The 24,428-nt window shown below is 43.8% G+C and carries 24 protein-coding genes; 17 read left to right on the top strand and 7 right to left on the bottom strand.

Features of this window, described 5'->3' with window-relative positions:
* Window positions 1-66 precede the first annotated feature (66 nt).
* The 4 genes from D9603_RS01400 to D9603_RS01385 form a co-directional block, all read right to left on the bottom strand.
* Window positions 67-525 carry a hypothetical protein gene (locus D9603_RS01400; protein WP_125250872.1) on the bottom strand — a complete coding sequence of 153 codons (459 nt, stop codon included), beginning with the start codon at window positions 523-525 and terminating at the stop codon, window positions 67-69.
* A 293-nt stretch (window positions 526-818) separates the two neighbouring features.
* Window positions 819-2,306, bottom strand: coding sequence for a methyl-accepting chemotaxis protein (locus D9603_RS01395; protein WP_128729768.1), 1,488 nt, complete (start codon window positions 2,304-2,306; stop codon window positions 819-821).
* A 10-nt stretch (window positions 2,307-2,316) separates the two neighbouring features.
* Window positions 2,317-3,042, bottom strand: coding sequence for an ABC transporter substrate-binding protein (locus D9603_RS01390; protein ID WP_128729767.1), 726 nt, complete (start codon window positions 3,040-3,042; stop codon window positions 2,317-2,319).
* Window positions 3,043-3,052: 10 nt separating this feature from the next.
* Complete coding sequence (locus D9603_RS01385; protein ID WP_125250875.1) at window positions 3,053-3,724, bottom strand: TorF family putative porin; 672 nt, start codon at window positions 3,722-3,724, stop codon at window positions 3,053-3,055.
* 230 nt (window positions 3,725-3,954) lie between these two features.
* On the opposite strand from D9603_RS01385, the gene leuS reads away from it, so the two are divergent.
* From leuS to D9603_RS01315, 14 genes are all read left to right on the top strand, one after another.
* Window positions 3,955-6,543: a leucine--tRNA ligase gene (gene leuS, locus D9603_RS01380; protein WP_125250876.1), complete on the top strand. Its 2,589-nt coding sequence runs from the start codon at window positions 3,955-3,957 to the stop codon at window positions 6,541-6,543.
* On the top strand, window positions 6,527-7,039 hold the full coding sequence (lptE, locus tag D9603_RS01375; protein WP_128729766.1) for an LPS assembly lipoprotein LptE: 513 nt from the start codon (window positions 6,527-6,529) through the stop codon (window positions 7,037-7,039). Before leuS ends, lptE begins: the two co-directional genes overlap by 17 nt.
* On the top strand, window positions 7,039-8,082 hold the full coding sequence (holA, locus tag D9603_RS01370) for a DNA polymerase III subunit delta (RefSeq protein ID WP_128729765.1): 1,044 nt from the start codon (window positions 7,039-7,041) through the stop codon (window positions 8,080-8,082). Before lptE ends, holA begins: the two co-directional genes overlap by 1 nt.
* Window positions 8,079-8,714, top strand: coding sequence for a nicotinate-nucleotide adenylyltransferase (gene nadD / locus D9603_RS01365; protein ID WP_128729764.1), 636 nt, complete (start codon window positions 8,079-8,081; stop codon window positions 8,712-8,714). Before holA ends, nadD begins: the two co-directional genes overlap by 4 nt.
* A gap of 52 nt (window positions 8,715-8,766) precedes the next feature.
* Window positions 8,767-9,084 carry a ribosome silencing factor gene (rsfS, locus tag D9603_RS01360; RefSeq protein WP_125250879.1) on the top strand — a complete coding sequence of 106 codons (318 nt, stop codon included), beginning with the start codon at window positions 8,767-8,769 and terminating at the stop codon, window positions 9,082-9,084.
* A 1-nt stretch (window position 9,085) separates the two neighbouring features.
* A complete protein-coding gene (gene rlmH / locus D9603_RS01355) occupies window positions 9,086-9,556 on the top strand; it encodes a 23S rRNA (pseudouridine(1915)-N(3))-methyltransferase RlmH (protein ID WP_125250880.1) in 471 nt (156 codons plus the stop codon).
* A 2-nt stretch (window positions 9,557-9,558) separates the two neighbouring features.
* A complete protein-coding gene (gene mrdA, locus D9603_RS01350; protein ID WP_128729763.1) occupies window positions 9,559-11,427 on the top strand; it encodes a penicillin-binding protein 2 in 1,869 nt (622 codons plus the stop codon).
* Window positions 11,424-12,530, top strand: a complete 1,107-nt coding sequence (gene rodA, locus D9603_RS01345) for a rod shape-determining protein RodA (protein WP_128729762.1) — start codon at window positions 11,424-11,426, stop codon at window positions 12,528-12,530. Before mrdA ends, rodA begins: the two co-directional genes overlap by 4 nt.
* Entirely contained in the window at window positions 12,530-13,303 is a 774-nt protein-coding gene (locus D9603_RS01340) for a septal ring lytic transglycosylase RlpA family protein (protein WP_128729761.1), read from the top strand. Before rodA ends, D9603_RS01340 begins: the two co-directional genes overlap by 1 nt.
* 41 nt (window positions 13,304-13,344) lie before the next feature.
* A complete protein-coding gene (locus D9603_RS01335) occupies window positions 13,345-14,508 on the top strand; it encodes a serine hydrolase (protein ID WP_125250884.1) in 1,164 nt (387 codons plus the stop codon).
* 441 nt (window positions 14,509-14,949) lie between these two features.
* Complete coding sequence (ybeD, locus tag D9603_RS01330) at window positions 14,950-15,228, top strand: DUF493 family protein YbeD (RefSeq protein WP_099641858.1); 279 nt, start codon at window positions 14,950-14,952, stop codon at window positions 15,226-15,228.
* A gap of 19 nt (window positions 15,229-15,247) precedes the next feature.
* Complete coding sequence (gene lipB, locus D9603_RS01325; RefSeq protein WP_128729760.1) at window positions 15,248-15,901, top strand: lipoyl(octanoyl) transferase LipB; 654 nt, start codon at window positions 15,248-15,250, stop codon at window positions 15,899-15,901.
* Window positions 15,898-16,863, top strand: coding sequence for a lipoyl synthase (gene lipA / locus D9603_RS01320; protein WP_128729759.1), 966 nt, complete (start codon window positions 15,898-15,900; stop codon window positions 16,861-16,863). The genes lipB and lipA overlap by 4 nt, the downstream gene beginning before the upstream one ends.
* Window positions 16,864-17,039: 176 nt before the next feature.
* A complete protein-coding gene (locus tag D9603_RS01315) occupies window positions 17,040-18,242 on the top strand; it encodes an aromatic amino acid transport family protein (protein WP_170178626.1) in 1,203 nt (400 codons plus the stop codon).
* A gap of 247 nt (window positions 18,243-18,489) precedes the next feature.
* On the opposite strand, the gene D9603_RS01310 is transcribed toward D9603_RS01315, so the two are convergent.
* The 3 genes from D9603_RS01310 to pomA form a co-directional block, all read right to left on the bottom strand.
* Window positions 18,490-19,008: a hypothetical protein gene (locus tag D9603_RS01310; protein ID WP_128729757.1), complete on the bottom strand. Its 519-nt coding sequence runs from the start codon at window positions 19,006-19,008 to the stop codon at window positions 18,490-18,492.
* A gap of 176 nt (window positions 19,009-19,184) precedes the next feature.
* A complete protein-coding gene (locus D9603_RS01305; protein ID WP_125250890.1) occupies window positions 19,185-20,114 on the bottom strand; it encodes a flagellar motor protein MotB in 930 nt (309 codons plus the stop codon).
* Window positions 20,115-20,116: 2 nt separating this feature from the next.
* Window positions 20,117-20,884, bottom strand: a complete 768-nt coding sequence (gene pomA / locus D9603_RS01300; RefSeq protein ID WP_125250891.1) for a flagellar motor protein PomA — start codon at window positions 20,882-20,884, stop codon at window positions 20,117-20,119.
* Between the two features lie 234 nt (window positions 20,885-21,118).
* Here pomA and xseB point away from each other — a divergent pair, with 234 nt between their 5' ends.
* The 3 genes from xseB to dxs all read left to right on the top strand — a co-directional run bounded on the left by xseB (window position 21,119) and on the right by dxs (window position 24,285).
* Window positions 21,119-21,358, top strand: a complete 240-nt coding sequence (xseB, locus tag D9603_RS01295; RefSeq protein ID WP_125250892.1) for an exodeoxyribonuclease VII small subunit — start codon at window positions 21,119-21,121, stop codon at window positions 21,356-21,358.
* A complete protein-coding gene (gene ispA, locus D9603_RS01290) occupies window positions 21,358-22,257 on the top strand; it encodes a (2E,6E)-farnesyl diphosphate synthase (RefSeq protein ID WP_128729756.1) in 900 nt (299 codons plus the stop codon). Before xseB ends, ispA begins: the two co-directional genes overlap by 1 nt.
* A gap of 165 nt (window positions 22,258-22,422) precedes the next feature.
* Entirely contained in the window at window positions 22,423-24,285 is a 1,863-nt protein-coding gene (gene dxs, locus D9603_RS01285) for a 1-deoxy-D-xylulose-5-phosphate synthase (protein WP_128729755.1), read from the top strand.
* Window positions 24,286-24,428 lie beyond the last annotated feature (143 nt).

Genomic DNA, 24,428 nt, shown 5'->3' with positions numbered 1-24,428 from the left:
CTTCTTTGTATTGTTCGCATACGTTGGTCTGCTCAGTTCAGGGCAACCAAGCTAAGCGCCTACTTTTTAGGGCGCTAATGCTTTTCTAGTATATTCCCCATGCCCACATTCACTGCACGCTGGGATCTTGATGGCATAATAAACATCTAATTTATAGCCACAATTCTTACACACTAATTGTCCCAATGCTATCCATTCGCCCTCTTTATAAATGCCTTGATGCTCAAAATCTTTTAAAAGGGCAGACCACTCAAGCTGCGTTCTATCTTCTAATTGAGATATTTCGAATAAAATATTGGCTTTGAGCTCACTCCAAGCCGCTTCATCATAGAAGGATTTGTTTTCAAGCAAATGTTCTAGGTCACGCTTTAAATAGTAGCTGTAATCATCAAAGGTCTGCTTGGTGTAATCTTTTAATGCCCGTTGCACCTCCCAAAATCGCTTGGATAAGTCATCCACCTCGTGTTCTTTTACATCTTTTAGCCAATCAGAGAATTGATCTAACCATTTTTGATAATCCGCCATTACTGCGCTCCTGTTTTTGCCTTTCACTTAAGTGTAGACCAGATATACCAAGCACTGTTTCGTCTATTAGCCCCTTCAGCAGGGCAAGCAATATATTGGTAGCTTATGAACGTAGGCGAGTATTATTAATCAGTGGTCTATTTTAAAGCGAGAAAACCCTGTCGATAACACCGCTGCCGCCTCCTGCTCATGCCGATTTAGCTGTTCAAAATAAGAAGTTTTTAGTGCTGTTAGTGTCAGATTTACTCCTTCAAATTGAACCGGTATCAAGGCTAGTTGGTATGATGTTAAGCTTACGTTTTAAAGACCTTCACTAAAGCTTGTAACTTAGAGGCTAACGCCTTCATGTCATCAGAGTATATTTGTACCTGCTGAATTTTAGACATGCCCCCCTGCCCTGCTGTAACGGCTTCATTTATATTTTTACTTAACGCTTCAGCAACCGTACTTTGCTCCGATACAGCAGATGAAATATGGCTAGACATGTGCGTTATCGACTCAACAGAGCCTGTTATACTCACCAATGACTCGCTTGCTAAATTAGCAGCCGACATACTTTCAGTGCCTTTCCCTTTACTCTTTTCCATTACAGCAACCGCTGATTGGGAACCGTGTTGTAACTGATTTATTGTATCGTGGATTTCGGCCGTACTGGATTGGGTGCGGCTTGCCAAAGAGCGCACTTCATCTGCAACCACCGCAAACCCTCGCCCCTGCTCACCCGCTCTTGCAGCTTCTATCGCAGCATTGAGCGCCAGCAAATTAGTTTGTTCTGCAATCGATTGAATCACATCTAAAACTGAAACAATGCCCTGGACACTAGACTCCAGTGAACTTATTACGGTTGCAGCTTCGTCAAGTTGCTCGACAAGCTCTTCAATCGCATGAATCGATTGCTGAAAAGCCTCTCTTACCTTATTAGCTTCGGTATTTGCAGTCTCGGCGGACTCAAGAGTTAATTTTGCATTATTTTCAATCTCCAATGCAGAAGAGGCCATTTGCGTAATTGCGGTCGCTATCTGATCCGTTTCTGCCTGCTGTGACGTCAAAAAGTCAACGCCTTCGGAACTCACACTGTTGATGTTTTCCGATACAACAAAAGAATCATCAACCGACTTTTTAACATGGTTTATCAACTCGGCAATTTTGTGTTCAAATTCATTAAAGGATGAAGCCAGTCGGCCAATTTCGTCATCGCGTTTTACGACTATCTGTTGCGTTAAATCCCCCTCACCGCTGGCGATTGTCGCCATTTTTTCAGCCACTTCATTCAACGGTGAGACAACCAATCGTTGAAAAATGAACGACAGCACGGCGACAAGAATGGCTCCCAGTAATAAGACCTTTATAATCGAACTAAAGGCAAGCCCTCGTAACGCATCGTCAATAGAGTTTGAGTCAATATAGACAGTGAGCCAGCCGACTTCATTCTCGCTACCGCCATCATCAAATATAAGTTTGCTTTTCAACACACCGGCCGTTTCTGTACCTTCAGTTTGCGCAAATGTTGCGCCTTCCATATCGCTCACAACAACTTTGGCAATTTTGTCAGACTTTGCCTCTGCCTCTATAAACTTTTTAACTTGCTGCTCTTGAAAGTTCCAAACGGCGTTAGGCAATGCTAAGCCCATTCTCTCTTGCGCTAACGCAACATCAGTATCCAGTTTTTGTTTCAAAACCATACTTTGATTCACATAATCATATACTCCGAATAACAGCAAAACCGTTCCCATTGAAAGCAAGGTAGTCAGGATAAGACGGAACAATATTGATCGAGTCAAAGTAAGCCTCCTAGTTTAAAAACTTAGCCATAATACTCTGTACATCTATTTTCTTTAGGCCAGAGTTATAGATTTGCTGCCACTTTTTACCCTGTTCATCATTTCTAAATGCAATATATAGCTGCTTCTCTTGTAACAAGGTGGCATTCATTTCAACCGCGTCTTTAAAGCGTGCCAATGAGCTGTCTGTTTGCAGCAAATAGCGCAACACATTGGCATCAATCACCGCTGCTGGGATCCGTTTCGCCCCCACTTTTTTGACATTCAATACATCTGACGGCACGGCTTCACCTACAATCGCACCACTGGCTATCATGGCATCTAGCTCTTGTGTATTCACATAATCTTGTACAACGCCTATCTTCATTCCCTTAAGGTCATTTACTCCAGTAAAACTAATTGGCGCGCTTTTGTTTTGTACTAATCCAAGCGGCCCTGAACCCATCGGCTCAGAAAACACAAACTCTTGGGTGTCATAATAATACTCAGGAAAATAGCCAACGTATTTAGAGCCGGACGAGGAAGCCGTTTTAACCGCTCTCGACCATGGAAAAAACTCCACCTCCAACGTGTGTCCTTCAGCCGCAAATGCCGCTTTTGCAACGGCCACTGATGCCCCTTGCTCTTGTAGTGATTTATCTGAATAGGGTGGCCATGATAATGATGTCAGATAGACTGTTTCAGCGGCGGCAAGCCAAGACCAAGTCACGGCAAAAAACGCGATAATTAGCTTCATATTTCATCCCTCAGAAATTAAATGTTCTAGATACGGTCGCCAAAATAGTTGAATCACCCTGTGTATCGAGGTCGGTATCTTCATACCCTAACGACAAGTTCCACCCTTCAATGGCGTAATTAAACGTAGCCCGCCAATGGAGATAATCATCCCCAGACTCCCACTGCCATTTATCTTCATCGTGACTCATTGAGTAATCCACGCCGACACCAAACGATAAGCGCTCTGTTAACGGAAAGTCATGGGTAAGCATCACAATACTGTGCCCTGCTCCTGTTCCAAAGTAGTCCCAAGCATGCCAAAAGTTTAGATTCGTATTGCCGTAGTTAAATTTAGCGTACGCCTCTGCATAATTATAATCATCGCTAATGTCGCCACCATGATAGGTATATTGGGCAATACCTATATCTATATTAATTGACGAAGTTAACGCGGTGTAATAGCCAACGTAGCCGTCAAACTCGATATCTGTATCATCACCAAAATCAACGTTAGAAGCCCATACACCTGCGTACAAGCCAGAGTCACCAGCCCAATCAAAGCTCGCTTGAAGCGCAGGGTCTTCACCTGTTTGACTTACCCCGTTAAAGAGATAGTCAGATACTAATGTTACGGTGGATGAAGTCGCAGCAGATACGCTAAAACAGGTAAACAGAGTTGAGCACAGCAATAGTTTTTTCATATTTCCTCGCACAAAGAGCAATAAAAAATCTTTCAATTAATGCTAGTACAGTTTTTTGTGATGTAAAATTTTTACAATTTCTGCCCTGTTCGAGTGAGCGTCGTTATATCCATTGCTGTAACGGTATAGTGGATAAAAATTAAGGTATTTTGGTGCTGTGATTGCAGGCTAAATTCGGGTATGCTATCGGGCAATTTTCTATTAAATTTGCCAGATGTTTGGAAACCTAGATGCAAGAGCAATATAACCCGCAAGATATCGAAGCCAAAGTACAGTCGTACTGGGAAGAAAACAACACCTTCAAAGTTGTCGAAGACGAAAGTAAAGAGAAGTACTACTGCCTCTCAATGTTCCCATACCCAAGTGGCCGCCTCCACATGGGTCACGTACGTAACTACACCATTGGTGATGTGGTTTCTCGTTTCCAACGCCTTCAGGGCAAAAACGTAATGCAGCCTATGGGTTGGGATGCGTTTGGCTTACCAGCTGAAAATGCGGCAATCAAAAATAACACTGCACCAGCTAAATGGACGTATGAGAATATCGATTACATGCGTAACCAGCTAAAACAGCTTGGCTTTGGTTATGATTGGGACCGTGAAATTGCCACTTGTCACCCAGAATATTATAAATGGGAGCAGTGGTTCTTCACTAAGCTTTATGAGAAAGGCTTGGTGTACAAGAAAATGTCGACAGTAAACTGGGATCCAGTAGACCAAACTGTACTGGCTAACGAGCAAGTTATTGATGGTCGTGGCTGGCGCTCTGGTGCCATTGTTGAGCAAAAAGAAATTCCACAATGGTTCATTAAAATTACTGACTATGCTCAAGAGTTACTTGACGACTTAGACAAGCTTGAGCATTGGCCTGAGCAAGTTAAGACGATGCAGCGCAACTGGATCGGTCGCTCAGAAGGCGTTGAAATCGACTTTAAACGCGCTGATAATAACGAAAGCTTCACGGTATACACCACTCGCCCTGATACATTTATGGGTGTGACTTACGTCGCTGTTGCAGCAGGCCACCCTATCGCTCAGGAAGCTGCGAAAAACAGTGATGCAATTTCTCGCTTTGTTGAAGAATGCAAAAACACCAAGATTGCTGAAGCAGATATGGCAACAATGGAGAAAAAAGGCATCGCGACAGGCTTTACCGCTATTCACCCACTCACAGGGCAAGAAGTACCTATTTGGGTTGCTAACTTTGTCTTGATGGATTATGGCTCAGGCGCAGTCATGGCGGTTCCAGGCCACGACCAACGTGACTATGAGTTTGCAACCGCTTACGGTCTTGAGATCAAACAAGTAATTCAGCCACTAGCAGGCGCTGAAGCAGAAGCAAACCTAGCAGAAGCAGCGTTTACTGAAAAAGGTACGCTAATAAACTCCGGTGAGTTTGATGGCTTAGATTTCGAAGCTGCTTTTAATGCTATTGCAACTAAGTTAGAAGCACTAGGTGTTGGTAAACGTAAAGTCAACTTCCGCCTTCGTGATTGGGGTGTGAGTCGTCAGCGTTATTGGGGTTCTCCTATCCCAATGTTAAACAAAGAAGATGGTTCTGAACTTGCAGCACCAGCTGATATGCTACCTGTTCGTCTACCTGAAGACGTGGTGATGAACGGCGTAACCTCTCCAATTAAAGCAGATCCTGAGTGGGCAAAAGCCACTGTAAATGGCGAAGCGGTATTCCACGAAACTGACACCTTTGATACCTTTATGGAATCGTCTTGGTATTATGCACGTTACTGTAGTCCGCGCTACGATGAGGGCATGCTTGAGCCGGGCGCTGCAAATTACTGGTTACCAGTCAACCAATACATTGGTGGTATCGAGCACGCTATTTTACATCTACTGTACGCACGCTTCTTCCACAAACTACTGCGTGACTTCGGGTTAGTAAACTCAGATGAGCCATTTGAGCGCCTTCTGTGTCAAGGTATGGTGCTTGCCGATACTTACTATCGTAAGGACGAAAAAGGTGGAGACGTATGGATTTCACCAACTGACGTATTAACTGAGACTGACGACAAAGGCCGCATCACTAAAGCGTGGCATAAAGAAGACGGCGAGCCAGTATTCTCAGCAGGCATGAGCAAAATGTCTAAGTCGAAGAACAATGGTATTGACCCGCAAACGGTTATCAAACAATACGGCGCTGACACGGTTCGCTTATTCATGATGTTTACGGCACCACCTGAGCAAACACTAGAATGGTCTGACTCAGGCGTTGAAGGTGCACACCGTTTCCTTCGTCGTATTTGGAAATACGCGGTTGACGTAAAGCAAGCAGGCACTGCCGAGCTTGATTTAAGCAAACTAAATGCAGCACAAAAGACGCTACGTCGCGACATCCACAAAGCCATTGCAAAAGTGACAGACGATATCGAACGTCGCCAAACGTTTAATACGGCAATTGCGGCGGTGATGGAGCTTTCAAACAAGCTTATCAAAGCGCCACTTAGTGATGAGCAAGACATTGCACTAGCAAACGAAGCACTAGAAGCTATGGTGATCATGCTTGCGCCTATCACACCGCACATGTGTCACGAGCTGTGGACTGAGCTTGGCAAAGCTGGTGATATTCTTGATGCGGCATGGCCTATCGTCGACCAAAGCGCACTAGTTGAAGATGAAAAGCTTATCGTGGTACAAGTAAACGGTAAACTTCGCTCTAAAATCACCGTAGCGGCAGACGCAACACAAGAGCAAGTTGAAGCGATTGCATTTAGCGAAGAAAACGTTACTAAGTTTACCGACGGTAAGACCATCCGCAAGGTGATCTACGTCCCTGGTAAACTACTTAATGTGGTTGCAAACTAATATGCGTAGCCTGTTTTGGCAATTCAGTAAGCTAGCAGTTTTGCTAGCTTGCTTCTTCGTGGCGAGCTGTGGTTTTCACCTTAAGCAAGCTTCTTATCTGCCTGATGACTTGAAAGAGATCACGTTAAGCGCGGATGATAAACGTTCAGCCTTGTTTGAACAGCTTCACAATGACTTGGTGCGCGCGCAAGTCTCTTTAACACCCAAAGACTCAAAGCAAGCCGCCGAGTTATACTTATATGACGATGCACTCGAACGTCAAACACTGAGTTTGTTTAAAAATGGCCAAGTTGCGCAATACGAATTAGCCTATCGCGTTTCATATCGTTTAAGTCGACCTGGACAAGCGCCTGTAGAGCAAATGTTTGAGTTGTATCGTAATTATCAAGATGACCCTGATAACGCACTGGCAAAAGCCAAAGAACTTGAGCTTATTTTGACTGAAATGCGCCGCATTGCGAGTCAACGGATCATCAGAGAGTTGTCACAGCTGTAATGCGTTGTTATGCCAATCAACTATCCGGTTCTTTAGCAAAAGGGCTCGCTCCTTTTTACTTAGTTTTTGGCGAAGAACCCTTCCAGCAAGGTGAGTGTGTACTTGCTATTCGAAACGCCGTGAAACAGCAAGGCTTTGATGAAGTTATTAAATTTTCATTGTTGCCCGGGTTCGACTGGCAAGAATTGAGTGCACAGTACAACAGTATGTCACTGTTTAGCGCTCGTACCTTGATTGAGTTCGATTTCAATGAGCAAAAAGTCCCAACTCAGGGGGTCTCAGTACTAAAATCACTTGCAGAACAGGTGAACCCAGACGTCATTGTGATTTTTAAAGGACTGAGTGCAGGACAAGATATCCAACGCACAGCTTGGTTCAAAGCAATAGAAGCAAAGGGTTTGTTTGTACCTTGCTATGCGCTGACTGGTCGACATTTAGAGCGCTGGTTTGACGATGAGTGTAAGCGTTTAAAACTCACCATATCCCCACAAGCAAAGCGTGCTCTGCTAGTTGCAACTGAAGGCAACCTGCTTGCGACCCATCAAGAACTTGAAAAGCTCTCACTACTATTTGGTAAAAGTTCTGTTGACGAACAACAAATATTAAGCGGCCTGTTGAATCAATCTAAATTCGATATTTTTGATTTAAATACGGGGCTGCTAAGCGGTAACTCAAAACAAATCATCAAGGTACTCAATAAGCTTGCAAGCGACAATGTAGAGCCTGCTAGCATTTTGTGGACACTACAAAATCAGGCTCGCACTTTATTAGGGGTAAAATCGCTTTGGCAAGCAGGTACAGCACTGCCAGAAGCCTTTAAAAAGTACAATGTGTGGAAAAATCAACAAGCACTTACGCAACGTGCGTTAGATAGGCTAACGATTGAGCAGATTAAGCAACTATTGAGCTTGATGGCCGATTTCGATAGAGCTTATAAAGAAGCAAGGATCACAGCTCCGTACCAAGCGCTTGCTCACATAGCACTGGCTTTTGCGACACCACTTATCATACCCTTGCCAATCAGTCAGAGCGAACATCTATGATAGCACTCTTTGGTGGCACCTTTGATCCGCCTCATTTAGGCCACCTAAATATGGCTGCTCGTTGTATTGATGCGCTAGGCCTTAACCAATTAAAACTGCTCCCTTGTGCTATTCCCGTACACAAACAGCGTCCTAAAATCAGTGATGAACACCGCCTGTCTATGCTTGCTAAAGTTATTTCTGGTCATGAGAAAATGACTATCGATACACGTGAGCTGTTACGCCAAGGCCCTTCATATACGTTATTAACATTGCGTGAGCTTCGCGCAGAGCACCCAAAGGCGGCGATTACCTTTTTAATGGGGATGGATTCGTTCAACAACTTACATACTTGGTTTGAGTGGCGTGAAATTACTACACTGTGTCATCTGGTCGTTTATCAGCGTCCTGGTGAAACATGTGCGCCAAGTGCCGAGGTTGCAGCCTATTTAACCAAGGCAACTACCACGGACACAAGTAAGTTACACACAACTCTTGCTGGCCATTGCTACTTCCTCTCTGGAGAGCAAAAAGACATTGCTTCAAGCACGGTAAGAGCGGCAATTTCACAACAAAACGTCGCATATTTGGAACAATGGCTACCAAACTCGGTCATAGACTACATAAATAGCCATGGCTTGTATGCTGATTAAGCCTATAAAGCGTGTTAAAATCACAGATTATTTAAATAACAGAGATAGAAATTTGGATTCACAACAGTTAGTAGACTTCGCGCTGGATAAAGTAGACGATATGAAAGCCCGTGACATTGTTAAACTTGATGTTCGCGACACTTCCTCAATTACCGATTACCTCGTTATCTGCACAGGCACTTCAAAGCGTCACGTTCAATCAATTGCTGATCACGTTGCAAAAGAAGCCCGTCACGCAGGTGAGTCGCCACTAGGCCATGAAGGACAAAACGTTGGTGAGTGGGTGCTGGTTGATTTAGGCGATGTTGTAGTCCACGTGATGCAAGATGAAACTCGCGGTTTCTATGATTTAGAAAAGCTGTGGGGTTAACGTGAAAATCCAACTCATCGCAGTAGGTACCAAAATGCCAAAATGGGTTGAGACCGGCTTCACTGAGTATCAAAGGCGCTTTCCTAAAGATATGCCTTTAGAGCTTGTCGAAATAAGTGCAGGCAAACGCGGGAAAAATGCAGATATAAAGCGTATTTTGCAACAAGAAGGGGAAAGAACCCTAGCCGCAATCCCCAAAGGTAACCGCATTGTGACACTCGAAGTGACAGGTAAACCATGGGATACACACCAACTTGCGAGCAATATGGAAAAGTGGCAACTAGATGGCCGCGATGTCAGCCTCCTTATTGGTGGACCAGAAGGTCTTGCTCCTGAATGTATTGCTGCTGCTGAGCAAAAGTGGTCTTTATCAAACTTAACGCTCCCCCACCCTTTAGTACGAATAGTGGTTGCCGAGAGCCTGTATCGCGGCTGGAGTTTAAATAACAACCATCCTTATCACAGAGAATAATAATGATAAAAAAACGGCCGACGATTAGGGATCATTCTGCCGAGGCGAATCTCTTTGCAAGAAGAGCCTTTGTCGGCTTTGTTTTTGTTGTTGTTATCATCGGTATCTTGTTTCACAACGTGTATAAGCTACAAATTGTTGAACACGAAACTTACCGCACTCGCTCCAATGATAATCGTATCAAAGTGATCCCAGTGGCTCCTAATAGGGGCTTGATCTACGATCGAAATGGCGTGCTACTTGCTGAAAATCGCCCCGTGTACAACCTTGAAGTGATCCCTGAAGATGTTGACGATCTAGAGGTAGCACTTGCCACGGTGCGCCAGCTGATTGATATCTCTGATCAACAGATTGAAGACTTCAAAAAAGAGATCCGTCATAACCGCCGATTCAAAAGCCAAGTATTAAAAGGCAGGCTAAATGAAGAAGAAGTTGCTATCCTCTCCGTAAACCAGCATCGCCTGCCAGGGTTTAGTGTTGAGGCTCGACTCTCTCGTTATTACCCTTATGGCGACACACTAACCCATGCGTTAGGTTATGTTGCTAAACTCAACAAGCAAGAGTTACAACAATTAGAGCTTGATGGTAAAGCCACCAACTACCGTGCAACCCATGACACCGGTAAGCTCGGAATTGAAAAGTTTTACGAAGAGACGCTTCACGGTACCGTAGGCTCTCGTCGTGTTGAAGTAAATAATCGTGGTCGCATCATTCGCACCCTGAGTATGGAAGCACCGCAGCCAGGCAAAGATTTAGTACTTACCTTAGACATTGGCCTGCAACAAATTGTTCAGCACGTCCTAAAAGATACTCGTGGTGCAATTGTGGTAATGGATCCAAGAGATGGGGGCATTTTGGCGCTATACTCAAACCCTAGTTACGATCCTAACCTGTTTGTGCACGGGATCAGCTCAAAAGATTACCGCGCGTTGCTCAACCCTAATAGACCACTTATTAATCGTGCAACTCAAGGTCGATACGCCCCCGCTTCAACAGTTAAACCACACTTAGCTATACTCGCACTAGAAGAGGGCATTGTCACCGAGACGACCAAAATTTGGGATCCAGGCTTTTTTCAAATTCCTAATGTTAAACACAAGTGGCGAGACTGGCGCCCATGGGGACACGAGCATGTAGATGTTTACAAAGCCATTGAACAATCATGTGATACCTATTTTTATGAAACAGCCTATAAGCTTGGAATAACCAAGATCAGCGACTTTATGACTCAATTTGGTTTTGGTGAGTTATCTGGGATCGACATTCACGAAGAAACCTCCGCAATTTTACCCTCTGTTGAATGGAAACGGGCACGTTTTAAGGAGGCTTGGTATCCAGGAGATACTATCTCTGTTGGCATTGGCCAAGGTTATTGGACAGCGACCCCAATGCAAATAGCAAACTCACTGAGCATTCTTGTGAACAAAGGCAAGCATAAACAGCCACATCTGGTGCAAATTTCTAAACAAGATAGCGAAGTCGAACAACTGTTTACCGAAGAAAAAGCGCCTGTAGAGCTGCAAAACCCCTACCATTGGGATATTGCGCTAAAAGCCATGCACAATACAGTAAAAATCGGTACTGCAAAAAGCGCCTTTGAAGGCGCGACGTACGACCATGCAGGCAAAACTGGTACAGCTCAGGTCATCAGTATCGCTCAAGGTGAAAAATATGATGCCAAGAAACTAAAAGAAAAACATCGAGATAACGGTATCTATGTTGGCTTTGCTCCTTTTGACGATCCGCAACTTGTGATTACTGTAGTTGTTGAAAACCAAGGTGGTGGTACCGCCATCGCAGCTCCGATGGCACGCCAAGTAATGGACTATTACTTTTCTGCCTATCCTCTCGAACAGGAGGTACAACCATGAGCCCCCTAAACAAACCGCGTTCGCTATTCGAAAAAGTCCATATAGACTTACCATTATTTGCAGCATTAATGACGATGATGATTGCCAGCCTCGCCATTGTCTATAGCGCAAGTGGGCAAGATATGGGAATGATGATGCGTCACGCAACCCGAATGTTTGGTGCAGTTATTGCAATGGTATTCGTGGCTCAGTTTTCACCCAGTACGCTAAAACGAGTAGCTATCCCAATCTATTTAGTGGGACTTGGGATGCTGATAGCCGTGCTTTTTGTCGGCGTCAGCAGTAAAGGGGCACAGCGCTGGTTAGATTTAGGTGTTACCCGCTTTCAGCCCTCAGAAATTATGAAATTAGCTGTACCGATGACCGTCGCTTGGTTTATTGGTCGCTCTCATCTGCCTCCTAGTATACTAAATCTCATCACCGGTTTTGCCATAGTGTTAGTACCAACTATTTTAATTAAAGAGCAGCCAGATCTCGGCACCTCTATCCTCATCGCCAGCTCAGGGATTTTTGTACTTTTTTTAGCTGGCCTTAGCTGGCGTCTAATCGGTTCGGGGATACTGTTGGCAGTACCAGGCGTATATGCGTTTTGGCACTACGGGATGCATGCCTATCAAAAGCAGCGAGTGCTGACATTTCTTAATCCAGAGAGCGATCCACTAGGATCGGGTTATCATATTATTCAATCTAAAATCGCCATTGGCTCCGGTGGAGTTGAAGGTAAAGGTTGGTTGCATGGTACTCAGTCGCAGTTAGAGTTTTTACCAGAGCGCCATACTGATTTTATTTTTTCTGTTCTCAGTGAGGAGTTTGGCTTACTTGGTGTAACCATGTTACTCAGTTTGTACTTGTTTATTATTGGCCGAGGTTTATATATTGCAGTACAAGCGCAAGACGCTTTTAGTAAGTTGCTAGCAGGCGCACTGACATTAACTTTCTTTGTCTACGTTTTTGTTAATATTGGCATGGTGTCTGGTTTACTCCCCGTCGTCGGCGTCCCACTTCCGCTTATTAGTTATGGTGGTACGTCTATGGTGACGCTGATGGCTGGATTTGGCATTATTATGGCAATCGCAACAGATAAGAGGATGCTGTTAAAATAATGACTGCACGTTTTCACTTTATTTATAGAACCATCATGACCCTAGTCTTGGCTAGTTTATTAACGGCTTGTGGTAGCCGTTATCATATTCGCCATGACAAAGCGCCATTGCGAGAACCAACCGCACTCGAAATGCAAGACGCCATCGTCACTAATGAGAAAAAAAGTGTCAGTGCTAACCGCCCCTATACCGTACTTGGTAAACGCTATACCCCTATTTCTGACGAACGCGGTTACCAAAAAGAAGGGATAGCCTCATGGTATGGCAGAAAGTTCCACGGTTACCATACCTCAAATGGCGAAATATTTAACATGTTTGATATGACGGCTGCACACAAAACTTTGCCACTACCTAGTTTCGCTCGAGTCACCAATCTTGAAAATGGCCGCACAGCAATCGTTAGAATCAACGATCGAGGACCATTTCATGAAGATAGGCTAATTGACCTATCTTATGCAGCCGCCTATAAGCTAGGCTATCATCTCAAAGGTACAGCCCGTGTTAAGGTCGAAGCGATTACTCTGACGCGCGAGTCTCCAAGGCTAACCTATGTACAAGTCGCAGCAGGTAGCAACCTCGAGAACATACAGGTTCTCGCAAACCAGCTACAACAAGAATTAGGACTAGGTACTGCGATCACCTTTGAAGATGACTTGTACAAACTGAGAGTCGGTCCTATTACCGATGACAATCAAGCACAATCTTTGCTAAAAACCTTACAACAGGGTCAATTTAGTCGTGCTTTCTTGCTTTACAGTGAGCAGGAACTTTAGAATAACCGTAATGAATGCCGATAACCAAAAAAGCGAGCATAATGACTTCTATCAAACCAAAAATCGTTAAAAAAGTCCTTGGACTAGTGTGCACTTTCTCTATCATGAGTGCCAGTGCACAAATTATTCCTTCACCGCCTCAAGTTAGTGCAAAAGGCTATTTTCTAATGGACTTTACTACAGGTAAAGTGATAGCTGAAGGAAACGCTGATACAAAGCTTGCTCCAGCAAGCCTGACGAAAATGATGACTAGCTACGTCATTGGTACTGAAATTGAGGCTGGAAATATTTCCCCGACTGACATGGTTACCATTAGCGAAAAAGCCTGGGCTAAGAACTTTCCTGGCTCTTCGGTGATGTTTATTGAAGTCGGCAAACAGGTGAGCGTCGATGACCTTAACCACGGTATAATCATTCAATCGGGTAATGATGCCTGTGTTGCTATGGCTGAACATATTGCTGGCAGTGAGTCTGCATTTGCTGACTTGATGAATGCTCATGCCAAAAAGCTGGGAATGGATAATACTCACTTTGTTAATAGCCATGGCCTTGACACCGATGAGCATTTTACCACACCAAGAGATATGGCAACCCTTGGAGCTGCACTTATCAGCGATGTGCCGGATGAATACGCCCTATACAAGATAAAATCATTTACCTATAACGGTATCAAACAATATAACCGTAACTCTCTTCTTTGGGATGCAAGTCTTGAGGTAGACGGCATTAAAACAGGCCACACCTCGGAAGCGGGCTTTAGCCTTGTTACTTCTGCTGTGAAAGACGATATGCGCTTAGTTGCAGTGGTTATGGGTACCGAAAGTGAACGGGCGCGAAAAGTAGAAAGTAAAAAGCTACTTAACTATGGTTTCCGCTTCTTTGAAACGATTACTCCGTATCAAGCTGGTGATGCGTTTGCCGATCAGCGCGTATGGATGGGTAATAAAGAAACGGTTTCTCTCGGCATTATGGAAGATACGCCAATTACTATCCCTCGTGGACAAAGTAAAAACCTGAAAGCGAACTTTGAGCTAGACAAAACACTTGAAGCTCCGTTAGCTAAGGGAACAAAAGTGGGCACATTATTTTTGCAGCTTGATGGCGAAGACATTGCACAATATCCACTTGTTACGTTAGAAGAAATTCAAGAAGGTGGCTTCTTTAGTAAGATTTACGACTACCTACGTCTACAGATCTCACAATAATCCATATCAGAAATGCCAATCAGTTATTGCGCACTGGTTGGCATTTACCTCCTCAAGGCAATAACTGCCACACTCTATAAATTTTATCCCCGTACTGAAGCCCTCCACTTTCTAGCTGCGGCTGTAGAAAGGCGGAGCGCTAGTTATATGCTTATTTTTAGCAGCTATTTACCGTATTTGAAGCATATCTCAATGATGGATATTTTTACTGCTGATTAAAGTAGTTTACAGATCTCACAATAACCCCATTTTATGTAAGTGAACGCCCAGGGATGAGGCGTTTTTTTTTGCGCTAAAAATGATAGAATGCGGCAATATCGTAGTGCCCGTAGGGTTTCGGTGTTTTTAGATAACCGAGGAATACCGATGAGCCTTAAATCTAAGCGAATTGGTATAACTCGGCAAAAGCACATGCAAGTAGTTTGTTGTGAGGATGCCGTCATGGTAAAACCAGTAAAAAACACTAAGTTTGATGAATACTTAGAATTTCCTTGCCCATTTACATTCAAAATTATGGGTCTAGCCAATGTCAATTTGACGGATCAAATCCTAGCTAAGTTGCAAGTAATTGCACCAGGTGATTATGCACCTAAAGTAAAGCCAAGTAGTAAAGGTAATTATGAAGCGGTTTCTATTGTTGCTACCGTCACTAGCAAAGAACATATAGAACAGATTTATACCGAGATCGGTGGCATAGAAGACGTCCGTTACATACTGTAACCAGTAAGGATCCCCTATAATGGAACCACGTAAGTTAATCGTGCGTCAATTAGGCCTTCGTGAGTACGAACCTATCTGGCATAAAATGCAATCTTTTACCGATAAGCGGGACGATAGCACGGCAGATGAGCTTTGGCTGGTGGAACATGAACCTGTGTTTACCCAAGGTCAAGCTGGTAAAGAGGAGCACCTGTTAGCACCTGGAGATATTCCCGTTGTTAAAGTCGATCGAGGCGGCCAAGTCACATACCACGGCCCTGGTCAACAAATGCTCTATGTTTTACTGAACTTACGACGCTTGAAAATTGGGGTGCGAGAGCTTGTTACTTGGTTAGAACAGAGCATTATCGACTCACTTAAAGAGTACGGGATAGATGCTTACGCTAAAGCCGATGCGCCAGGCGTATATGTCAACGATAGCAAAATTGCATCATTAGGACTGAGAGTCCGCCGAGGCTGCTCATTTCATGGTCTAGCCCTTAACGTAAATATGGATTTAAGTCCATTTTTACGAATTAACCCATGTGGTTATGCTGGTATGAATATGGTGCAAAGTAGCGAAATCAATGGACCTCAAACCGTCGCTGATGCGGGGGCTGGTCTGGTAAAACACATGCTAGAGCGTATTAAAGCCGAGCATGTTGAATACACTGAAGGGTTTGAAAACGAATGAGTAAACCAGTCAAAATGGAGCCAGGGGTAAAGCTCCGCGATGCTGAAAAAATGGCATTGATCCCTGTAAAAGTCATGCCAACAGAACGCGAAGAGATGCTAAGAAAACCTGAATGGTTAAAGATCCGCTTGCCTAAATCAAGTGAGCGTATCGACGGGATTAAGCAGGCAATGCGTAAACATGGGTTACATTCTGTATGTGAAGAAGCATCTTGCCCGAACCTGTCTGAATGCTTTAACCACGGTACAGCCACCTTTATGATTTTAGGCGCTATTTGTACTCGCCGCTGTCCTTTCTGTGATGTTGCCCATGGTCGTCCATTAAAGCCAGACGCACAAGAACCTGAAAAGCTCGCGCTGACTATCAAAGACATGAAATTAAGCTATGTCGTTATTACCTCAGTTGACAGAGATGATCTTCGTGACGGCGGCGCGCAACACTTTGCCGACTGTATACGTGAGATCCGTAAGCATAATCCAGGTATTACAATCGAAATTCTGGTGCCAGACTTTCGGGGTCGTATGGACAGAGCACTAGAAATTTTAAGTGAAACACCGCCAGATGTCTTCAACCACAACCTTGAAACTGCTCCAAGGCTATATAAATTAGCGCGTCCTGGCGCCGATTATAAGTGGTCATTAGAATTGCTACGCCGCTTCAAAGAAGCTCACCCTGAAGTGAGAACAAAATCTGGACTCATGGTTGGACTTGGCGAGGAAATCTCTGAGATAGAGGAAGTATTAAGAGACTTACGCGAGCATAATGTAGACATGTTGACGGTAGGCCAATATCTACAGCCATCAAAACACCACTTACCAGTAAAGCGTTATGTTCCGCCTGAGGAGTTTGACGGTTTAAAAGCTTATGCTGATGAGATTGGTTTTAGTCATGCCGCCTGTGGTCCATTTGTACGCTCAAGCTACCATGCAGATCAACAAGCAGCAGGAAAAGAGGTAAAATAAATTAGCCTCTGTCGCTGCAACTCAATGCTTGCAGCGACTATCTCCTCATCATTTTACAAGTCATACCCATACAGTCAGTCATTTCAGTTCTTATCACCATTAACAGCAAAACGGTTTCATTTCCATGCTATTCGTTATATCTTGCCTCACCAGATAATAATAATGAGAGGCTAAACGTGCTTAAGAATAAAACTTTGGGTAGCATGCTAATTGTCGCTGGCACCACCATTGGTGCGGGCATGCTAGCACTTCCTATTGCATCAGCAGGGCTAGGGTTTTCTACCGCTATCGTATTGTTAATGATAACTTGGTTACTCATGACATATACCGCATTACTCATGCTTGAGGTGCATCAATATGCAGACCAAGACGCGACATTAAACACACTGGCAAAAAGCCTACTTGGTAAAACAGGTCAATATGTCGCTAACTTCTCAATGGTGTTTTTATTCTACGCTTTGTGTGCAGCCTATATTGCAGGGGGAGGCGCACAACTTCAAACAAAGCTCGTTGGCGTACTTGGTGAGGAGATCACCCCGCAATTAGGCTCTGTATTACTGGCTGTAATTATTGCCACAATAGTTACTTTAGGTACCAGCACCGTCGATAAACTCAATCAGCTACTGTTTTCAATTAAAGTCGTCGTATTGGCAGGCTTATTTTTTATTCTTACCCCTTATGTGCACGGGCAGCACCTAATTGACATGCCAATTGAACAAGGTCTAATTATTGCCGCAATCCCAGTGATTTTCACTTCATTTGGATTTCATGGCTCGATCCCATCTATCGTCAAATATGTGGGTGTAGATATTCATCAATTGCGAAAAGTAATGATGTTTGGTGCATCTATGCCACTTATTATCTATGTATTTTGGCAGTTATTAAGTCAGGGGGTCATGGGACAAGCAAACTTAATGGCAAGCGATGGACTACCGGGGTTTGTAGCCAGTATTTCATCGATAGCACACAACAACAACGTTCAGGTATTTGTCACTGTGTTTGCCGACCTTGCACTCGCAACGTCATTTTTAGGGGTCAGCTTGGGCTTATTTGACTTTTTTGCCGATGCGTTGAAACAAAAAGATACTAAGAAAGACCGCATTAAAACGGCATTCATTACGTTTTTACCACCGCTAGGATTTGCACTATTTTATCCTGAAGGGTTTATCATGGCACTTGGTTACGCAGCCATTGCGCTTGTGGTGCTAGCCGTCTTCCTACCGGTTGCAATGGTCTGGAAACAAAGAAAGACGCGAGTGGATAATGGTTATCAAGTAAAAGGGGGTAAGTTGGCGCTTGGATTAGCAACTGTTTTTGGTGTCATGATCATTACCTCTCAGCTGATGCAAATGGCAGGGGTCATACCGAGCTTGGGGTAGCGTTAAGCAAAGCTATATTTAGCATTCTCAGTGCTAAATATAGCTAGCGCAGGCTGTGCTATCTTTTATACCGACAAAGGATTACTCATCTTCTTGTTGCCTTGGCTATATGAATGTGAGCACCTTGGCGGTAGAATAACACCGTAGCGACGTGATTAATAAGATTTGTCATCTCAAGATAAACACTTCAAAAACAAACTAGGATAGTACTAACTCAAATTTCTGGAAGGAGCAGTAGTTTTCTCGGTTAATTAGTCTCTGCTAGTTTACTCTCTTCGGCTAATTTTGCTTCCTTTCTATCTTGTCTTAACTTCCAAAACGTAAACACTGGTACAAATGCCAAACATAAAGTAGCTACATTGATAATAGGAATGACGGTTGGATATAAATAAGTGGAATATGAGAGATCCATGAAATGGCGATCGACCAATCTGAAAAATTGTAGCAAAGGTGCTGGGATAATAATGATTTGGGCGATAATACTCTGCCACATATACATCTTATCTTTTATAGCCCAATAGGCTATGATAGCCATAAAGGCAATATCCGAAAAAGCCCAGTAGATGTATCTATAGATTTTACCTGAATCTATCGAGCGGATAAAATCTGCATTGAAGGCGCCCAACACGTAAAAAACAGCAATAAGAGATGCGTACCTTAAAGCCTTGGTATCTTTTACTACTAGACACAAAATTACGGCAACGAAGGAAACCCAGATACTATAATCTAAGAAAAAGAGCCTCACAGGCTCCCATGCTAACCACATAAACTGATTAGCTTACCACACTTGGTTTTTTCTCAACTTCATCATCACCACCTGCGCCATTATCGCCAGGGAGTCTAAAGTTTTGAGGTTTTTTTACTAAAATCATTCTATTTCTCCTTTAAGTAGAACCAGCAGGAACAATAGCGAATTCCCTGTAATTTGGCAACAAACTCTCACTAATTTTCCCTCACTCCAATGGGATCAGACTCTTTTGGTTTTCCCTGTAAAATAGAGATTTCAACGCGCCTGTTGCGGCGTCTATCGAGGTCACTATCATTCGGTACTAGCGGTCTAGTATCAGCATGCCCTACGACTAACATTCTATTTTTATCAAAGCCTCGTACTTTTTCCATTACAGTCGCCACGGCTACAGCCCGAGTTGCTGACAGATCCCAATTGTTAGAGTAAAGCTCATTCGTTACCCTAAAATCGTCAGTGTGACCGGATACCGTGATCTCTCCTGGCACATCCTTTAACAGCTCTGCTATTTCTTCAATTACAGGCTCAAATTTAGGCTGCAAAAATGCACTACCCGCAGGGAAAGAGCCATTCTCTTGAATGCGAATGATGATTTGCTGTCCTAAAGACTCTAGCTCAATAGCACCATCCATGATTTGCTTTTCAAGTTGTTGCGCTATTTTTTTGACTAACTCATTTACCTGCTCTTGCTCTGCTGAAGCAATTGCTTGAGTCGATGCCATTTCTTGCGCTGTACTGGCTGATTCACCACCGCGCTTATTACCTCGCTGCTCTTGCCTTCCCCCCGCAGACGCTTCGTCTCCAGCTTGAAACTCAAGCATTTGTTGTGTCATTTCGACGGTTTGCTGCTGGATTGTTTCAATTGGTGTAGGCTCTGGTTTTCCTGGTGTGAATTCCATTGCAATCACACTCGTACCTTTGGGTATATCTTTGACTTCAATTTTATTTTGTACGCCGAATGCAAACTTCATAGAGCCTGCAATTTGTTTAAATTTGAGTACATCCATCTCGGAAAAGGCGAGCAGCAATACAAAGAAGCACATGAGCAGTGACATCAAGTCAGCAAATGTTCCCATCCAAGCGGGCAAACCTGGCGGGGGACATTTACATTCGTTCTCATCAGACATGATTATTCCTCAGCTTCTGAACCACGTTTTGACTCAGGTAGATAGTTTTTCAAAATGCCCTCGATAACCTTGGGGTTTTGGCCATCTTGAATGCCCAAGATAGCATCAAGTATTAACCGTTGATTACGCTCCTCTTCGTCTTTACGTAATTCGAGCTTTACCTGTATTGGAATAGCCACAACATTGGCTAAGAATGCACCATATAGCGTTGTTAAAAGTGCAACAGCCATCGCTGGCCCTATCGCTTTCGGGTCATCCATATTTGATAGCATGGCTACTAAGCCGATAAGTGTACCTATCATCCCCATTGCAGGGGCAATATCGGCAAGTGATTTGAACAGGCCAGCACCAAGTTCATGGCGAGATGAGGTAAGTGCAATGTCTTTTTGCAAAGTGGCTCTCACGACATCAGCATCATGACCATCAACGAGCATATCCACGCCTTTGCGCATAAATTGATTTGGAATTTCAGCTTCTTCAAGCGCAAGAAAGCCGCCTTTACGCGCTGAATCAGCAAGTTCTACCGCTTTTTCAATCAGTTCTTCAGGTGTTTCAATTTTAAACATGAAGGCCTTTCCGGCCACTTTCCCAATCCCGAAAAATTGTCCAAGTGTAAAGTTAGACAATACAATGAAGATTGAACCACCAAATACGATAACGACGGACGGCGTGTTATAGAACATAGCGATCTGGCCATCACTACTTAATACCATAGACATTACAATCAGACCTATGGCACCCAGGATCCCTATTACCGTTGCTAAATCCACATGTCCTCCGAGGGAAGTTATTTGTGATAAATCACGCAGTTATTGTTGTTTGAGTTATCGGCAAGTTTTTCTACAACTTAACACTATTATATTAAAAAGTGTTTAAAATGCGAGTTTATAGCAGATCTTGCAAAGCTGATACGCTCCGTTGTCAAAAACTCGCTGGTTTTTTTGACCTTAGCCCTCAATCCCCCTAAAATTGCGTCACTTTTACTTTTCGAGTCAACGTGACATATGGCAGTAAAAAAACCTGATAACTTAAGCTTTGAAGAAGCAATGCAAGAGTTAGAACAAATCGTAGCAGAGATGGAAAACGGCAGTTTAGCGCTAGATCAAGCCCTCAAGCAATTTGAGCGTGGGATAAAACTTGCCAAAGCATCAAACCAAAAACTTCAGCAAGCTGAGCAACAAGTCGCAATTTTGATGGGCGAAGGTGAGCAAGCACAATTACAGCCATTTGATAACGAAGCCTAATGTCAGCAAAATTAAAAGAACAACTACAGCATGCTAAAACGCGGGTAGAAACCACGCTTTTACGCAGCTTTGATAGCATGCTAGACACAGAAGAAAATGTCTTAGCGGCAACTCGCTACAGCGTAGAAAATGGTGGCAAGCGCTTGCGGCCTTTTCTAGTCTACTGCAGCGGAGAACTCTTTGGCGCAGCAGCAGCAGATCTCGATAACGCAGCTGCGGCCATCGAGTGTATTCACAGCTATTCTTTGGTACACGACGATTTACCAGCGATGGATGATGATGAGCTAAGGCGCGGTCGACCTACGTGCCATATTCAATTTGATGAAGCTACCGCAATATTAGCGGGCGATGCGCTACAGACTCTGGCTTTTGAGCTGCTAAGTACACCAAACTTTACCATCAGCCCACAGTCCCAGTTACAGATGATAAGTGCTCTAGCAAAAGCTTCAGGATTACAAGGGATGGTAGGCGGTCAAGCGCTAGACATTGCCGCAACTGACCGCACCGTAACACTCACAGAGCTTGAGCGTATACATAAGCTCAAAACAGGTGCGCTTTTAAGTTGCGCAATTGAATTAGGTATGTTGTGCGCACAACCAGAGCGCCTCACTGATGAAACGCGTCAAGCAATGCGAACTTACGGTCAAGCCATTGGACTTGCATTCCAAGTACGCGATGACATCCTAGATGTCGAAGGCGATACGGCTGTACTTGGCAAACCTCAAGGCTCAGATGTAGAACATAATAAATCCACTTATCCAGCATTACTTGGTTTAACGCAGGCCAAAGAAAAAGCCGAACAGTTAATACATGAGGCGCTCAACGCGCTAGAAACGATCGATGGTGATACAGAAGTGCTTGCCGATTTAGCAAAATACATCATAGATCGAGAACATTAAGTGTGCGTATAACCTGTATACGCCAAGCTAAGAAAATGTTCACAAGTACTTTGTAAAAACTGGCTAACATAATATTATGACCAGTTAGTAAAGCATTTTAATAATTATGAAGTGAGCTGCGTAACGAACTTACGCTGAGATTCACTTAGGACTCTGATAAATAACATGAAACTTGATAGTAGCAAGTATCCTTTACTCGCGTTAATTGACGAGCCAAGTCAGCTTCGTCAATTACCCCAGCACAAGTTAACCGCCTTTAGTGATGAGCTTCGCGAATATTTGCTGAACTCAGTCTCTCAAAGTAGCGGTCATTTTGCATCTGGCCTAGGCACTGTAGAGCTTACCGTGGCCTTGCATTATGTATATAACACACCAAATGATAGATTGGTGTGGGATGTAGGTCATCAAGCATATCCTCATAAACTACTGACAGGTAGAAGAGAGAGGATGCACACTATTCGTCAAAAAGACGGGTTACACCCTTTCCCTTATCGGGAAGAAAGTGAATACGATACTTTTAGCGTTGGTCACTCAAGCACCTCTATTTCTGCTGCACTTGGTATGGCGATTGCAGCCGAAAAAGAAGGGATTGGGCGTAAAGCCGTCGCCGTAATAGGTGATGGCGCAATGACCGCAGGAATGGCATTTGAAGCCATGAACCACGCAGGTGATGTCAACCCTGACATGCTCGTTATTCTCAATGACAACGAGATGTCGATCTCCGAGAATGTAGGTGCACTGAATAACCATTTCGCTAAAATTCTATCTGGAAGTTTTTATACCAATATTCGTGAAGGCAGTAAAAAACTTCTGTCTGGCGTCCCCCCGGTTAAAGAGCTAGCAGGTCGTATGGAAGAGCACCTGAAGGGTATGATAATCCCAGGCACCTTCTTTGAAGAGTTAGGTTTTAACTACATTGGTCCAATTGACGGGCATGACGTAGATACCCTAGTAGATACGCTGCGCAATATGCGCAACTTAAAAGGACCTCAGCTACTTCACGTTAAGACCCAAAAAGGAAAAGGCTATAAACCAGCAGAAGCCGACCCTATCGGTTATCATGCAGTGCCTAAGTTTGACCCTAGCGTACACAGCTTACCTAAATCAAAACCAAGCGCACCGACCTTCTCAAAGGTATTTGGTGATTGGCTATGTGATATGGCAGCACAAGACAATAAATTGATGGCAATCACACCTGCAATGCGTGAAGGCTCAGGTATGGTTCGTTTTTCAAAAGAATATCCAGCTCAGTATTTTGACGTTGCAATTGCTGAACAGCATGCAGTTACATTGGCAGCAGGCTTTGCATGTGAAGACTTAAACCCAGTTGTGGCAATTTATTCAAGCTTCCTACAACGGGCGTATGATCAGCTTATTCATGATGTTGCTTTACAGAACCTACCTGTACTATTTGCAATTGATCGCGCTGGCGTTGTTGGCGCTGATGGTGAAACACATCAAGGCGCTTACGATCTCAGCTTTTTACGTTGTATTCCAAATATGGTGATCATGGCACCAAGCGACCTAAATGAATGCCGTCAAATGCTCTATACCGGTCACCGCCTTAATCAACCAGCAGCGGTCAGATACCCAAGAGGAAGTGCAGGCAGTGCTGAAATTGCAACTGAAATGACCGAGCTAGAAATTGGTAAAGGCAAACTAGTAAGAACAGGTGAAAAGCTTGCCATTTTAAGCTTTGGAACGTTACTTGAGAGCGCCGCAGTGGTTGCTGAGCAGCTTAACGCGACTTTGGTTGATATGCGCTTTGTTAAGCCATTAGATACTGAGTTAATTGAGGAGTTGGTGGTCACTCACGAACGTTTTGTGACGCTTGAAGATAACGCTATTGCTGGTGGTGCAGGCTCGGCTGTTAGTGAGTATTTGGCAGCTCAAGGACACTTGAAGCCAATTAAATTACTTGGTTTACCTGACGAGTTCATTAAGCATGGTTCACAAGCTGAAATCCACGCTGAGCTTGGTCTGAGTAGCGAGGGTATTGCCCAACAAATTAACGACTGGCTTAAATAAACAGCCGGAGGTTACTTCTCAAATTTGTACGTTAATAGCTAGCCTATTGCAAGCAAATTTAACGCAATAATAAAAAGGGCTTCTATCAAGAAGCCTTTTTTGATCTTATACCAATTACCTCAATTAAGTGGTCTATTTTGAGG

Origin of the sequence: Pseudoalteromonas sp. PS5 (assembly GCF_004103255.1) — a bacterium.
Classification (GTDB): domain Bacteria; phylum Pseudomonadota; class Gammaproteobacteria; order Enterobacterales; family Alteromonadaceae; genus Pseudoalteromonas; species Pseudoalteromonas peptidolytica.
Note: the sequence above shows the minus strand (reverse complement) of the source record. Positions and strands in the feature narration are given on the sequence as shown.